Annotated in this window: 12 protein-coding genes; 7 read left to right on the top strand and 5 right to left on the bottom strand. The window is 46.4% G+C overall.

From position 1 onward, the window contains the following. Window positions 1–24 precede the first annotated feature (24 nt). Together DWZ67_RS05510 and DWZ67_RS05500 are read left to right on the top strand one after the other, a co-directional pair. Window positions 25–2,361, top strand: a complete 2,337-nt coding sequence (locus DWZ67_RS05510) for an ABC transporter permease (RefSeq protein ID WP_057089430.1) — start codon at window positions 25–27, stop codon at window positions 2,359–2,361. A gap of 581 nt (window positions 2,362–2,942) precedes the next feature. Then, complete coding sequence (locus DWZ67_RS05500; RefSeq protein WP_057089429.1) at window positions 2,943–3,185, top strand: hypothetical protein; 243 nt, start codon at window positions 2,943–2,945, stop codon at window positions 3,183–3,185. A 110-nt stretch (window positions 3,186–3,295) separates the two neighbouring features. Here DWZ67_RS05500 and DWZ67_RS05490 read toward each other — a convergent pair whose 3' ends face one another. Then, the gene (locus DWZ67_RS05490; RefSeq protein ID WP_120138321.1) at window positions 3,296–4,639 is read right to left on the bottom strand and encodes an MATE family efflux transporter; all 1,344 of its coding nucleotides are present in this window, start codon (window positions 4,637–4,639) and stop codon (window positions 3,296–3,298) included. A gap of 118 nt (window positions 4,640–4,757) precedes the next feature. Between DWZ67_RS05490 and DWZ67_RS05485 the strand changes: the two genes are divergently transcribed. The 3 genes from DWZ67_RS05485 to DWZ67_RS05475 all read left to right on the top strand — a co-directional run bounded on the left by DWZ67_RS05485 (window position 4,758) and on the right by DWZ67_RS05475 (window position 7,261). Beyond that, a complete protein-coding gene (locus DWZ67_RS05485) occupies window positions 4,758–5,405 on the top strand; it encodes an HAD family hydrolase (RefSeq protein ID WP_005837215.1) in 648 nt (215 codons plus the stop codon). Window positions 5,406–5,481: 76 nt separating this feature from the next. Then, window positions 5,482–6,303, top strand: coding sequence for a 3-methyl-2-oxobutanoate hydroxymethyltransferase (gene panB / locus DWZ67_RS05480; RefSeq protein ID WP_034523185.1), 822 nt, complete (start codon window positions 5,482–5,484; stop codon window positions 6,301–6,303). Continuing rightward, the gene (locus DWZ67_RS05475) at window positions 6,284–7,261 is read left to right on the top strand and encodes an MFS transporter (RefSeq protein WP_009038365.1); all 978 of its coding nucleotides are present in this window, start codon (window positions 6,284–6,286) and stop codon (window positions 7,259–7,261) included. The genes panB and DWZ67_RS05475 overlap by 20 nt, the downstream gene beginning before the upstream one ends. Here DWZ67_RS05475 and DWZ67_RS05470 read toward each other — a convergent pair. Both DWZ67_RS05470 and DWZ67_RS05465 read right to left on the bottom strand, forming a co-directional pair. After that, on the bottom strand, window positions 7,237–7,608 hold the full coding sequence (locus tag DWZ67_RS05470) for a diacylglycerol kinase family protein (protein ID WP_008664485.1): 372 nt from the start codon (window positions 7,606–7,608) through the stop codon (window positions 7,237–7,239). The genes DWZ67_RS05475 and DWZ67_RS05470 overlap by 25 nt on opposite strands. Before the next feature lie 16 nt (window positions 7,609–7,624). Further along, a complete protein-coding gene (locus tag DWZ67_RS05465) occupies window positions 7,625–9,844 on the bottom strand; it encodes a RelA/SpoT family protein (protein WP_008664486.1) in 2,220 nt (739 codons plus the stop codon). A gap of 105 nt (window positions 9,845–9,949) precedes the next feature. Here DWZ67_RS05465 and DWZ67_RS05460 point away from each other — a divergent pair, with 105 nt between their 5' ends. Together DWZ67_RS05460 and purT are read left to right on the top strand one after the other, a co-directional pair. Next, window positions 9,950–11,467: a DUF4301 family protein gene (locus DWZ67_RS05460; RefSeq protein ID WP_008664488.1), complete on the top strand. Its 1,518-nt coding sequence runs from the start codon at window positions 9,950–9,952 to the stop codon at window positions 11,465–11,467. Window positions 11,468–11,605: 138 nt separating this feature from the next. Then, a complete protein-coding gene (purT, locus tag DWZ67_RS05455; protein ID WP_005827720.1) occupies window positions 11,606–12,772 on the top strand; it encodes a formate-dependent phosphoribosylglycinamide formyltransferase in 1,167 nt (388 codons plus the stop codon). 69 nt (window positions 12,773–12,841) lie between these two features. Here the strand turns inward: purT and DWZ67_RS05450 are convergent, their stop codons facing one another. Both DWZ67_RS05450 and ispE read right to left on the bottom strand, forming a co-directional pair. Next, complete coding sequence (locus DWZ67_RS05450; protein WP_005827722.1) at window positions 12,842–13,336, bottom strand: PepSY-like domain-containing protein; 495 nt, start codon at window positions 13,334–13,336, stop codon at window positions 12,842–12,844. A gap of 83 nt (window positions 13,337–13,419) precedes the next feature. Beyond that, window positions 13,420–14,253, bottom strand: coding sequence for a 4-(cytidine 5'-diphospho)-2-C-methyl-D-erythritol kinase (ispE, locus tag DWZ67_RS05445; RefSeq protein WP_120138319.1), 834 nt, complete (start codon window positions 14,251–14,253; stop codon window positions 13,420–13,422). Between the last annotated feature and the right edge of the window lie 217 nt (window positions 14,254–14,470).

Here is a 14,470-nt window from a genome sequence, read left to right as displayed (position 1 = left end):
TATTTAGTTAACCATAATTGATTTATGAAACAACTTTACTATAGCATCTTAATGTTGTTGCGTGGGCGTAGCAATAACCTGACCAAAACTATTTCGTTGACACTGGGGCTGTTTATCGGTATTCTGCTGTTTGCCTGCGTAGCCTTCCAGTTAAGCTATAATCGTTTTTTTGATAAGCCGGAACAACTTTATCTGGCTTATATGACCAATCTGCTGAACGGTGTGCCGGATAAAAGCGCTCCGTATATTTATGGTACTTTTTCCGAAGCCATGCGTGAAAACTTTCCCGAACAAGTGGAAGATGCAACTGTCTGGCGGGAGTCTTGGGAAAGAATCTTCTATCATGGCAGTGTGCGCTTGTCGCAACGTACCATTTATGCAGACAGCCATCTCTTTTCCACTATGGGGATTAAGTTGTTGGCTGGCAATGCTGAAGATTTGAAAACAGACGGGAATATATTTATTTCGCGTTCGTTGGCAGATAAAATACGTGAGGATGCTGAACTGACCACAGTCATTGGCAAACAGTTGTATCTTGACCGAAAAGTCCCGGTGACAGTTCGTGGTATTTTCGAGGATTTGCCTGAGAATACGGATGTGCCTTTCCAAGTAGTGGCTTCTATGGCATACTTTTGGAATAACAAACGTGCCGGATGGGGATTTGATATTAGTTATGCATCTCTAATCCGTTTCAAAAATCCTGAGAAAGACATACCAGCGGTAGAAGCAAGAGTGCCGGAAATGATTAAGAAGTATCTGCCTGGTTTTAAAGAGGATGCCAATAATAGTTGGACTATTGACTTCCGGCCTTTGACGGACTTACATACGCAGAACTCTACTGTCTCTACAATGGTGGTAGTAATGACTATCCTGGCGATAGCTATCCTACTGATAGCTGCATTCAACTATGTGCTGATTTCTTTGTCCTCTTTGGCGCGTCGTGCCAAGGAAGTAGGGGTGCATAAATGCAACGGTGCGGCAAACAGTACCATATTCGGGCTGTTCCTGAATGAGACTGTCTTGTTGATACTACTCTCGGTAGTTCTGACCGGAGGACTGATGTATCTTTTCCGTGACTTTGTCGAGGAGATAGCGGTAGCCAAGCTTTTGTCGCTGTTTACGGTACAAAACTTGTGGGTACCGGGGATGGTGGTTCTGTCTGTTCTGTTATTGGCAGGTATATTGCCGGCATGGGTATTCTCGTCCATACCTGTTACGCAAGTGTTCCGCCGTTACACCGAACGTAACACTTCCTGGAAACGTCCGTTACTGTTTGTTCAGTTCGTTGGGGTTTCGTTTATCTTTTGTTTCTTGTTGGTGGTTTTGTGCCAGTATCATTTGGTAATAAATCGTCCCTTGAAGTACGATCCTGCGCGGGTGGTGACTTGTTGGGCGGATGTAGGAGGTGATTATGAAAACAAGGTTACTCTTTTTAGCAGTCTGCCTATGGTAGAAGACTATACTTGTTCAAGTCAGCTCATCACCGAAGGATATAGTGGAGATACATTCGATACGGGGGATGGGCATAAAGTGAATACTCGGCTTGATTGGGTAACCCGTAGTTTTTTACCTATGATGAAAATCAAACTGATAGAGGGAAGCAATTTTTCTTCTGCAAAAAACGGTGAAACTATGTGGGCGGACAACGATGAGTTGATTGTCAATCAAACCTTTATCAGTCAGGCGGGATGGACCGACAGTGCGGTAGGTCGTGTTGTAAATTGGGCCGGTACTAATTTCAAAGTAGTGGGAGTCATGGAAGATTACCCAATCAACAGTGCTTTTGAAGAGCAATCGCCCATTGTTTTGGTTGTGAAGGAGAATTGGGGAAGTATGCATTATTTGCGTTTGAAAGAGCCGTTTGGTGAAAACCTCACAGCGCTTAATCGCTCTATGCAGGAAATGTTTCCTACGGATGATGTCGTATTCACTTCTTTGGAAAAGGAGTTGGAAGAGCAATATGTAGACGTACGTCGTTTCCGCAATGTGGTGTTGCTGGCAAGTTGTTCCATCTTCTTCATTACTTTGATGGGACTGTTGGGGTATGTCAATGATGAGGTACGCCGTCGCAGTAAGGAGATTGCCATTCGTAAAGTAAATGGTGCCGAAGCGGGGAGCATCATTCATCTGCTGACAAAGGAAATCACCTGGATTGCCATTCCGGGAGTTTGCTTGGGAGGTATCTGCGCCTATATTTTCGGTCGGCGTTGGCTGGATAGCTTTGCAGAGCAGGTAGATGTTGGTTTCGGAGCATTTGGAGTGGTCATTATACTGCTATTGATAATTATAGCTGTATGTATCGTGTGGCGTACTTGGCGCATTGCCAACGAGAATCCGGTAAAGAGCATAAAGAGTGAATAAAATATCTTCCGAAACACTTGACATCGGCTTCTGAATGTTGTATCTTTGTAAAGTGATTTTATAGATACTTCATTTTTAAATTAGCGTAAAAGGAGAGGCATGGCTTCTCCTTTTCTTTTTCCCCCTGCCGGTACTCCGTTTGAAATGCCACACTTCAGCTTCCCGAATGCCATACCCTACCGCCCGAAATGCCACACCTTAGCAACTGAAATGCCCGGGGTTGGCAGTGCTGACATGGGCATTCGGCCAAGTAACCCTGAGGTTTTGGATGATAGAGTGCAGCGTTACGGATGGTGTGTTCAGGGTAAACGCATCATGCGTTTGGAGCGTATGGATGATGTGTTTACCGGGATTTACCGTTAATCTTTCGTAAATCTGCTCTTGACAAGTAATTAATGAGCATGTACTCACAGATACAAGGGAACAGATATTGCCGTGGTGTGGAGTGGATAAAAGAAAATACATCGCCTGCTGCCCTGCTGATTTTAATAAATAGAAAAGGTTTAAAATAAAGACTGAGTGATATTGCTTTTGTGATTATGTTGTGCTACTTTTGCAATGTACTGTAATACAGTAATAATATGGAAGCAGTAGTAAGAAAACAAACCTCGTTCCGACTGCGTGAAGATTTGCTGCAGGTCTTGCAGGAACATGCCAAGAAAGCGAACAGAAGCCTGAATAATTTCGTTGAGAGCACTCTGATGGACGCAATGTATTCAGAACCCAATGAGGAAACGGTTGCGGCTATTAAAGAGGCACGTGAGACAAAGAATAAAGAAACGTTTGATAGTGTAGAAAGCTTGATGGAGGAATTGATGAAGTGAAAAAGAAACTGCATCCAACGAGCCAATTCAAAAGGGACTTTAAGCGTATTCAGAAATTCCCTCAAAAGGTGGCAGCTTTTGAAAGGAATGGCAGGTTTATTACTAATCTTTCATCCTTGAGGTCGCTTTTGGCGCGCCCAATAAATCCATAATGCAATGGCTGCCGTTACAAAAGCAAAGAAATCCGATACCGGCATACATATCCAGATGCCGTCCAGACCAAAGAAATGCGGGAATATCAGTAGTCCCGGCAGCAGATACAGCAATTGGCGTGTCAGTGACAGGAAGATACTGATTTTCGCCTTCCCGATGCTTTGGAAGAAATTACCAATGACAATCTGTGCGCCTACCAGCGGGAATATGGCTACGGCAATGCGTACACCTCTGGAAGCAATATCTATCAGTTCTTCATCACTGGTGAAGATGGCGGATATGGTATGAGGGAACAGTTCGCAGATGAGGAATCCCGTGCTGGTGATACATACTCCGGCAAGGATGGTCAACCGTAGCGTCGCTTTCACGCGGTCGTTTTTTTGTGCGCCGAAGTTATAACCTACAATCGGCTGCATTCCCATCGTCAGCCCCAATACAATCATTACGTAGAGCACCAGCAGCCGGTTGATGATGCCGTAAGCTCCGATAGCCATGTCGCCACCATACTGTTGCAGGCTGTTGTTCACGATAATTACGATGACACATGCCGTCACGTTCATCAGGAACGGTGACATACCAATGGAAAGGATGCTGCCGATGATGCGCTTTTTCATTTTCCAGAATCCCCGTTGCAAGTGTACTGTACTCGTCTTTTGCAAAAAATGGCTTACAACCCACACCATGCCGATGAACTGCGATATGACTGTTGCCGTGGCTGCTCCCCGGATTCCCCAGTCGAACTGGAAAATAAAGATGGGAGCGAGGATGATATTGCAGACCACCGTCACCATAGAGGTGAGCATCGCTTTCTTGGGGTATCCCGTGGCACGCATGATGTTGTTCAGTCCTATCATGGTATAGGTAATGGGGGTACCCAGCAGTATCACTTGCATAAAGTCTCGCGCATAGGGAAGTGTTTCGTTGCTTGCGCCGAAGAACCGGAGGATGTCATCCAGAAAGATGAATGAAACACTGCCGAATATGAATGCGTTGACCAGGCAGAACATCAGTGTGTTTCCCAATACTTCCGTTGCTCCGTCCAGGTCTTTCTGTCCCAACCGGATGGACGAAATGGTGGAGCCACCTGCCGATACCATCGTACAGAAAGCCACGACCAGATTCATCAGAGGGAAAGTAATGGCGAGTCCGGCAATGCCCATAGGACCTACGCCATGACCGATGAAAATGCTGTCGATGATGTTGTACAACGAAGTAATCGTCATGCCTATAATGGCCGGAATGGAGTACTGCACAAGCAGTTTGCCAATACGTTCGGTTCCTAATATATGCGCGTTGTTCATTTGATATGAGTCAATTAAGGAGCACAAAGGTATAAAATATTTGTTTGATTCGCAGATTATTCCCACCTTTGTACGCTATAATGTTTTGGTATTAACAGATTTAGGTAAAAGAAAGTTTATGGACACAACAAAAGCAACCGCCGTACTTTTTGATTTTGACGGCGTGGTGGTAGACACGGAAACACAGTACAGTCACTTCTGGCATGAAATGGGAAAGCAGTATTTGGGTATGGATGATATTGAAGGCAGGGTGAAGGGCCAGACGCTGGTCTATATTTATGATACCTTTTTTCCGGGCATGGCGAAGGAACAGGCCGAAATTACCGAACGGCTGAACCGCTTTGAACAGGAAATGTCATTCGACTTTATTCCCGGAGTGCTTGACTTCATTGCCGACCTACACCGGAATGGGGTGAAGACTGCCGTAGTGACCAGCTCCAACGAAGCGAAGATGGCAGCTGTCTATCGGGTTCATCCCGAAATAAAGACTCTTTTCGACCGTATCCTTACGGCCGAGATGTTTACGGCTTCCAAGCCTGCACCGGATTGTTTTCTGTTGGGTATGGAGGTTTTCGGCACAACTCCCGACACCACATATGTATTCGAGGATTCTTTCAACGGGCTGAAAGCCGGCATGGCTTCAGGAGCTACCGTTATAGGGTTGGCAACCACCAATTCCCGTGAAGACATAGCTCCGTTGTGTCATTATGTATTGGATGACTTTCAGGGATTCACTTACGATAAATTAACTCAATTGTACAAGTAATCAGAAAAAGGATTACCTTTGCGCCGAAAATTAAATTGAGTAATTGTAAATTGTAAATTGCCAAATTGTAAATACTATCATGGGTTATATTTCAGACGACACTCGTAAAGTGACTACACATCGCCTTATCGAAATGAAACAGAGAGGCGAAAAAATATCAATGTTGACATCATACGACTATACTATGGCGCAGATTGTGGACGGTGCCGGGGTAGACGTGATTCTGGTGGGAGATTCCGCTTCCAATGTAATGGCAGGCAATGTCACCACGCTTCCCATCACGCTCGACCAGATGATTTATCATGGCAAATCCGTGGTTCGAGGTGTGAAGCGTGCCATGGTCATTGTCGACATGCCTTTCGGCTCTTATCAGGGCAACGAACTGGAGGGATTGGCTTCCGCTATCCGTATTATGAAAGAAAGCCATGCCGACGCCCTCAAACTGGAGGGAGGCGAGGAAATCATCGGTACGGTGAAGCGTATCCTCAGCGCCGGTATTCCCATCATGGGACATCTCGGACTGATGCCCCAATCCATCAACAAGTATGGAACATATACGGTCCGTGCCAAGGATGATGCCGAAGCCGAGAAACTGGTACGCGATGCGCATTTGCTGGAAGAAGCCGGATGCTTCGGACTGGTATTGGAGAAGATTCCTGCCGCATTGGCTGCCCGCGTGGCAAGCGAGCTGACTATACCCGTTATAGGCATCGGTGCCGGTGGCGATGTGGACGGCCAGGTGTTGGTGGTTCAGGATATGCTGGGTATGAATAACGGTTTTCGTCCCCGTTTCCTGCGTCGCTATGCCGACCTGCATACAGTGATGACGGATGCCATCAGCCGTTATGTTTCCGATGTGAAGAATTTAGATTTCCCGAATGAGAAAGAACAGTACTAACAAACTCATGACACTCAATTTTTGGCGGATGTGTACGGCAAATCTGTTGCTGTTCATATCCGTCTATATGCTTTTCCCTTTGCTTCCTTTTGTGATGGGAGAGCAGTTGGGTGTTTCCGTCGGGCAGGCGGGCAGCATGTTTCTGGTCTTTGCGGTGGCCATGTTTGCTGTCGGTCCTTTCCATGCCTATCTGGTCGATGAATATAAAAGGAAACACGTGCTCCTTTACTCCGCACTCATTATGCTGGCGGCTGTTCTGGGATATGCCTTTGTGGATGGTTATACGAAATTTCTGCTGCTTGCCGCTGTGCAGGGAGCATGTTTCGGGCTGGCAACCACAGCGGGCATTACGGTGGCCATCGACATAACGACTTCCGCGCGCCGCAGCGCAGGAAACATGGTATATGCATGGGCTGCACGCTTGGGCATGCTGGTGGGTGTTGTGTTGGGCATTGGAATGTATAAGATGTATGGTTTCCGTATGGTGACCTATCTGTCCGTAGCGGCCGGACTGGCTAGCATATTTTTCGCATCGAGGGTATATGTGGCTTTCCGTGCTCCGATAGGCGTGTCGTTGTGCAATATGGACCGCTTCTTATTGCCGCGTGCATGGGTACCTGCCATCAATATGCAGTTGATTGCTTTTGTACCGGGAGCGTTGCTGCCACTGATGTTTGTGGGCGATTACTGGTCATTGGCGGCATTGGCTGTATTGGTGTTCATTACAGTCCCGTTCATGAAGATGTTCGTCAAGCTGTCGCACCATTGCCAGCGTGGAACGGCAAACACCACTTGCCATTTGTTCATGGAGGCAGGGCTGCTGGTGGGCATGGCTGTGGCTTGCCACCTGATGGACAAAGCGCAGATATACCATGTGGCGTCTGTTGCTGCTATGCTTGCCGTATTTTTCTTTGTACTTCTGACCTATCCTTATTATAAGAAGAAGCGGGTGAGGTAAGGGATAAATACAATCAATCCTATAATGGCCGCCGTTGCAGCACATACCAGTACTGCTCCGGCGGCTATGTCTTTTACTTGCCCTGCCACGGGATGCTGTTGGGGAGACACCAGGTCGACCAGCTTCTCAATGGCGGTATTGAACAGTTCGGCTGCTATCACCACTCCGATGCAGAGAATGATTATCATCCACTCCATGCGGGTAATGCCTAAAACGAATCCTGCAATGACTACCACAGCCGTAACTATCAGATGGAAGCTCAGGTTCTGTTCTTTTCCTATGCAACACCGGATACCTTTCCAAGCATATCCGAAACTGCGCAACTGCTTTTTAAAGTCGTACTTCATGGATTATAGTTGTTGCTTAATTCCTTGAAACCTGTTTCACTCCCTTTACTGTTCTCAGTTTCTTGACGAGCGCTTCCAGATGTCCCGTATCGCTCACCATGATGGTCAGTGTTCCGGAGAACAGCCCGTCATGCGAGTCAATGCCGATGCTTCTCAAAGTAATGCCCGTTTCTTTGGAAATGATGGAAGTGATGTTGGTCACGATGCCGATGTCATCGTGTCCAACTACGCGCAGGGTGATGGGGTACTGTGTACCTTGTGACTTTCCGGCCCAGCGTGCCTTCACGATACGGTAGCCGAAACGTGAGTGCAAATCACTGGCATTGGGACAATCGCAACGGTGTATCTTGATACCTCCCGTCACACTGACAAAGCCGAATACATCATCTCCATAGATGGGATTGCAGCAGCGTGCCAACTTGAAATCCAATCCTTTCAGATTTTGATCAATGACCAGTACATCTTCTTTGGTACCTATCTCTTCCGGTATGCCTTGTTGAAGGTTATAGCCTTCAGCACTGCGGTAGACAATATCGTCGCGCGTATCATTTTCCCGTCTTTGCTGTTCCTGGTATTTGTCTATAATCTCGTTGACATCCAGTTCTTCATCGGCTATGGCTTGATAGAAGTCGGTCACTATCTTGAAACCGAGGCGCTTGATGAGGCGCATCATGGTTCCTTCATCATACTCTATCTTCCGGTTCTTGAACTTGCGTTCCAGGGTTTCCTTAGCGAAGGCGTGCTGGCGTGCAGCCATTTCCTTCAATGCCTGGCGTATTTTGGTGCGTGCCTTGGAGGTGGTTACGATGTTCAGCCAGTCCTGCTTGGGCGTCTGCGTATTCGATGTCATTATCTCCACCTGGTCACCGCTATGCAGCATTTGCTTCAGCTGTACATTCTTGCCGTTCACTTTTGCACCGATACATTTGCAGCCCAGTTTGCTATGGATGTGGAACGCAAAATCGAGCACGGTGGAGCCTTTGGCAAGTTTGAACAAATCACCTTTGGGAGTAAATACAAATACCTCGTCTTCGTACAAATCCAGTTTGAACTGGTCCATCGTTTCCAGTCCGTTGCTGTCCGAGCTCTCTAAGGCTTCGCGTACGGAAGTCAGCCATTCGTCAAGACCAGATTCACCTTTCACTCCTTTGTATCGCCAATGGGCGGCCAGGCCTCGTTCGGCAATATCATCCATGCGTTCGGTACGTATTTGTACTTCCACCCATTTGCCTTCGGGGCCCATCACGGTGATGTGCAGTGATTCATATCCGTTGCTTTTAGGTACGGACAGCCAGTCGCGTAGCCTTTTCGGGTTAGGCTGGTACATATCTGTTACGATGGAGTAGGCCTGCCAACATTCCAGTTTCTCCTTTTCCAGGCAAGAGTCCAGGATGACGCGGATGGCGAACAGGTCATACACGCCTTCGAAGGGGCATTTCTGCTTCTTCATTTTCTGGTAGATGGAGTGGATGGACTTGGTGCGTCCTTTGATATGGAACTTCAGTCCGGCTTCTTCGAGCTTCTTCTGTACCGGTGCAATGAAGGCGGCAATGTACTTGTCACGCGATGCCTTGGTCTCATTCAGTTTTTCCTTGATATGGTAGTAAACGTCCTTTTCTGTGTATTTCAATGAGAGGTCTTCCAGTTCCGACTTCAATTTGTACAGACCCAGCTTATGGGCAAGGGGCGCATAGAGATAAGCCGCTTCGTTGGCTACCTGCCGACGGGCTTCATCGTTCTTGCAATCCTTTATCTGCCGCATGATGTTTACGCGGTCGGCAATCATGATGAGAATGACACGCATGTCTTCGGCGAAAGTCAGCAACAAGTTGCGGAAATTCTCGGACTCGATGGTAGGGCTTTTGGAATAAAGTTCGTTTACACGTATCAATCCCCGGATGATGCCTGCCACATCCTCGCCATAGATTTGCTCCACTTCCAAAGCGGTGCAAGTGCCGCAGCGCACGGAGTCGTGCAGCATGAGCCCCAGGATAGAAGCACGCTTCATTCCGATTTCTTCCGCTACAATGACAGCCGTCTGCATATCTTTGATGACGGGATTCAAACCGAATATATCACGCTGGATACGGTTGTTCTGTATAGTATTGACAAGATGTGTTTTCAGCTTTTTGCAGTCCCCCTTCTGGAGGGTTTCTCCGGAAAGTTGCAACAGTTTGCGGTAGAGCGAGAAGAGTAAATCTTTCTCTTTGATAGTGAAAAATTCATCAGTTTCCATAATCGTCCGTATTTTATGCTTCAAAGGTAAGTTTTTTCTTCATTTTCTTGACGGCAGTTCTGCTTTTTTTGTATTTTTGGGCATGAATTAATAAAACAAGATATTATGATAACACCGCAAGACAAAGAGTTGCTCGAAAATAAAGGCATCTCCGAAGAACAAATAACCGAACAGTTGGCTTGTTTCGAAAAAGGTTTTCCATACTTGAAGCTGTCTGCCGCCGCTTCTGTAGAAAAGGGTATACTGGCTCCGAATACGGATGAACAGAAGAAATACCTGGATGCCTGGGAGGCATATACACAAACCGATAAAGTGGTGGTGAAGTTTGTGCCTGCTTCGGGTGCTGCCAGCCGTATGTTCAAGAACTTGTTTGAATTTCTCGGGGCAGACTATGACACTCCCCAGACAAACTTTGAAAAGACTTTCTTTGAGAAAATAGAGAAGTTTGCCTTCTATGATGACTTGAATACCGCTTGCCAGAGGACTGCCGGAAAGGATATACCGACTTTGGTTGCCGCTGGAAACTACAAGGCGGTTGTTGCTGCCTTACTCGAAGGGGCCGGACTGAACTATGGTGCTCTGCCCAAAGGATTGCTTAAGTTCCATAAGTATGAAGACGGTAGCCGCACGCCGCTGGAAGAGCACTTGGTAGAAGGAGCATTGTATGCTGCCAATAAGAACGGTAAGGTGAATGTGCATTTCACGGTTTCGCCCGAACATCGTGCCTTGTTCAAGGCTTTGGTAGACGAAAAGGCTGCCGCTTATGCAAAGAAGTATGGGGTGGATTATAACATCTCTTTTTCGGAACAGAAGCCGAGCACCGATACCATTGCCGCCGATATGGAAAACAAACCCTTCCGCGACAATGGCAAATTGTTGTTCCGTCCCGGCGGTCATGGCGCCTTGATTGAAAACTTGAATGACCTTGATGCGGATATTATCTTCATAAAGAATATAGACAATGTGGTACCCGACAAGCTGAAAGGTGACACCGTATTATATAAGAAACTGATTGCCGGTGTGCTGGTAGCGTTACAGCAGAGAGCGTTTGCTTATCTGCAGTTGCTTGACAGCGGGAAGTATACACACGAGCAAATTCTTGAAGTTCTGCAATTCCTGCAGAAACAACTCTATTGCAAGAATCCGGAGACAAAGAATCTGGAAGATGCCGAGTTGGTTATATATCTGAAAGAGAAGCTGAACCGTCCGATGCGTGTTTGCGGTATGGTGAAGAACGTAGGCGAACCGGGCGGAGGTCCGTTCTTGGCATACAACAGTGACGGTACTATCTCTCTGCAGATTCTGGAAAGTTCGCAGATTGATATGGACGACCCGGAAAAGAAGGAAATGTTTGAAAAAGGTACCCATTTCAATCCGGTGGATTTGGTTTGCGCCGTACGTGACTATAAAGGACATAAGTTCAATCTTGTGAAGTATGTGGATAAAGCGACGGGGTTCATCTCCTATAAGTCCAAGAACGGCAAGGACCTGAAAGCGCTTGAACTTCCCGGTTTGTGGAACGGAGCCATGAGTGATTGGAACACAGTATTTGTAGAAGTGCCTCTGACTACATTCAATCCGGTAAAGACGGTGAATGACTTGTTGAGAGACCAGCACCAATAAGAGGATTTACTATTAGACGATTTACGATGTACGATTGGGATTGCTTTGGCTTGTGGCGGTTTATTGTCTAAAGTAACTCTAATCGTACATCGTACGTCGTCAAATCGTAAATATATAAAATTGTAAATAAAAGAATTGATGAAAAAGATTTTATTGTTAGGTTCCGGTGAGTTGGGCAAGGAGTTTGTTATTTCCGCCCAACGTAAGGGCCAGTATATCATTGCTTGCGACTCGTATGCCGGAGCGCCTGCCATGCAAGTGGCAGATGAATGTGAGGTATTCAGCATGCTCGATGGAGATGCTTTGGAACGTGTAGTACGCAAACACCAGCCGGATATTATTGTTCCGGAAATTGAGGCTATCCGTACGGAACGTCTGTATGATTTCGAGAAAGAAGGCATTCAGGTAGTGCCCAGTGCACGCGCCGTGAACTTTACCATGAACCGTAAAGCCATACGTGACCTTGCAGCTAAAGAGCTGGGATTGAAGACTGCTAAATATTTTTATGCCAAATCTTTGGATGAACTGAAAGCTGCTGCTGAAAAGATAGGTTTCCCGTGTGTGGTGAAACCGCTGATGTCCTCTTCCGGTAAAGGCCAGTCTCTCGTAAAGAGTGCCGACGAACTGGAGCATGCCTGGGAGTATGGCTGTAATGGTAGCCGTGGAGACATCAAAGAACTTATCATTGAAGAGTTCATCAAGTTCGACAGTGAGATAACACTGCTCACCGTAACACAGAAGAATGGTCCGACCTTGTTCTGCCCGCCTATCGGCCATGTACAGAAGGGTGGGGACTATCGTGAAAGCTTCCAGCCTGCCCATATTGACCCTGCCCATCTAAGGGAGGCGCAGGATATGGCAGAGAAAGTGACCCGTGCCTTGACCGGTGCCGGATTGTGGGGAGTGGAATTCTTTCTCAGCCATGAGAACGGTGTCTATTTCTCCGAACTCTCTCCACGTCCGCACGATACGGGTATGGTAACCCTGGCCGGAACCCAGAATCTGAATGAGTTTGAATTGCACTGTCGTGCGGTGCTTGGTCTGCCTATCCCTGGCATCAAGCAGGAGCGTATAGGAGCCAGTGCTGTCATCCTTTCTCCGATAGCCAGTCAGGAACGTCCCAATTATCGTGGCATGGAAGAGGTTACGAAAGAAGAGGATACTTATCTGCGTATTTTTGGTAAGCCTACTACCCGCGTAAACCGCCGTATGGGTGTAGTGCTGTGTTATGCACCTCTTGACAGTGATCTTGACACGCTGCGCGACAAAGCGAAGCGTATTGCTGATAGGGTAGAGGTATATTAATGATTAGTGATGTATGATTGGTGATTTGTTGATGAATGGATATCATTAACAAATCACCAATCGTCAGTATTAATCATTGAAAAAGAGTCCGGGATAAATCTCTCCTCCAAGTTCTGTTACATCGAGGCTTTGTAATAGTTTTCCATCCGGAGCATAGAACAGTTGGAATTCTTCATCGGAATTGTATTGTTCCACCTCAATTATTATCACTGTGGGATGTTTGGGAAAGGTGATGATTCTTATATCCCTTAATCTCATGCCGGTCATTGTACTGCTCATGAATGCTTCTGCCACGGGAGCCGGCACTTTTTCCAGTGACTCTACATCCGTTTCAGTCATAACCCACTCCGCTTGTTTATTGAACCAGACATCAATTTCCTGACCATCTGCAATAAATTCTGCCACGTAGCAACCGGCCATTTGCTCCCATTCCACATCCGTTGCTTGAGGATAGAGCGTTTGAAAAGCTGTTTGTATATTTGCAGGAAGACGTCCTTCCGCAAAAGCGGACACCGACAGCAAGGCAAGTAGTCCTGCCAGAATACAGAATTTGAACTTTTTCATAATCAAGGTTGTTTTGAGTTTTCTGTAAGAACAACCTTGTTGTATTTTTGTTTCCGGAAATCAGTATATTGGTTGATGCATTTTTAAATATCAGTGAACTGGCCTTTGTATACAAAAGCTTTTTCTCCGAAATCCACTTCCGGTAATACGGCATCTTCCTTGAATAATCCGTAAACAGATGACCCCGAACCACTCATGGAGGCATATACAGCTCCTTGCCGGTACATCTCTTCCTTGATTTCTCCAATAGCCGGGAATTGGGGGAATACGCTTTCTTCAAAGTCATTGACCATTCGTCCGTTCCATTCTTCTACGGGAAGTTGGGCAATTTCTTTCAGGGACATTTCCGGATGATGCGGTTTTATTTTTGCAAAGGCATCCCGTGTAGAGACGAAAATGTCCGGCTTCACCAACCATATCCGATATCCTTTCAGTGAGAGGGGAAGGGGAGAAAATATGTTTCCGATACCTTCTGCGTAAGTCGGACGGTTTTTGATGAAGAAGGCACAATCGGCACCCAGCTTGGCGGCATACTCTTCCAGAGTGTCATCCGGCAGTCCGAGTTCAAACTTATTATTCAGAAGCTTCAGCATGAAGGCTGCATCGGCCGAACCGCCACCCAGTCCGGCTCCCGAGGGAATATGCTTGAAGAGATGAATATCTACCGGAGGAAGGTTGAACCGGTCATCCAGTAACTTGTAGGCTTTCACTACCAGGTTACTCTCTGCTTCTCCCTCAATCTCCAGGCCTGCTTGATGCAGACGGAACTTTCCTTTTCCTTCGTTCAAGATATTTATTTCCAAAGCATCTTCTATGGGAACCGGATAGAAAATGGTTTCCAGATTATGGTATCCGTCCGGACGCTTTTCTGTGATATTCAGTCCCAGGTTTATTTTGGCATTTGGAAAAGTCAGCATGGCGTTGAAAATTAAGAATTAATAATTTAAAATTAAAAGGAGAAGCTATTGGAGTGCAGCTTCCGAAGACAAAGTTAGTGATTTCTGTTCATAGTAGATTGAAAACTTAACAATGATTTATTTACTGCTTATAAATAAATTCGCTTATCTTTGCCATACGAGCGAAGATAGGCTGCACCTCAACATAACTTTTTCATACAAGCATGAAAGTTATGTA

It is taken from the genome of Bacteroides sp. AF34-31BH (assembly GCF_003602795.1).
GTDB lineage: Bacteria > Bacteroidota > Bacteroidia > Bacteroidales > Bacteroidaceae > Bacteroides > Bacteroides uniformis.
This window is presented reverse-complemented; position numbering and strand designations above follow the sequence as displayed.

Coding starts and splice junctions, on each gene's coding strand:
- DWZ67_RS05510 (WP_057089430.1), top strand. CDS start 25: ATGAAACAACTTTACTATAGCATCTTAATGTTGTTGCGTGGGCGTAGC.
- DWZ67_RS05500 (WP_057089429.1), top strand. CDS start 2,943: ATGGAAGCAGTAGTAAGAAAACAAACCTCGTTCCGACTGCGTGAAGAT.
- DWZ67_RS05490 (WP_120138321.1), bottom strand. CDS start 4,639: ATGAACAACGCGCATATATTAGGAACCGAACGTATTGGCAAACTGCTT.
- DWZ67_RS05485 (WP_005837215.1), top strand. CDS start 4,758: ATGGACACAACAAAAGCAACCGCCGTACTTTTTGATTTTGACGGCGTG.
- DWZ67_RS05475 (WP_009038365.1), top strand. CDS start 6,284: ATGAGAAAGAACAGTACTAACAAACTCATGACACTCAATTTTTGGCGG.
- DWZ67_RS05470 (WP_008664485.1), bottom strand. CDS start 7,608: ATGAAGTACGACTTTAAAAAGCAGTTGCGCAGTTTCGGATATGCTTGG.
- DWZ67_RS05465 (WP_008664486.1), bottom strand. CDS start 9,844: ATGGAAACTGATGAATTTTTCACTATCAAAGAGAAAGATTTACTCTTC.
- DWZ67_RS05460 (WP_008664488.1), top strand. CDS start 9,950: ATGATAACACCGCAAGACAAAGAGTTGCTCGAAAATAAAGGCATCTCC.
- purT (WP_005827720.1), top strand. CDS start 11,606: ATGAAAAAGATTTTATTGTTAGGTTCCGGTGAGTTGGGCAAGGAGTTT.
- DWZ67_RS05450 (WP_005827722.1), bottom strand. CDS start 13,336: ATGAAAAAGTTCAAATTCTGTATTCTGGCAGGACTACTTGCCTTGCTG.
- ispE (WP_120138319.1), bottom strand. CDS start 14,253: ATGCTGACTTTTCCAAATGCCAAAATAAACCTGGGACTGAATATCACA.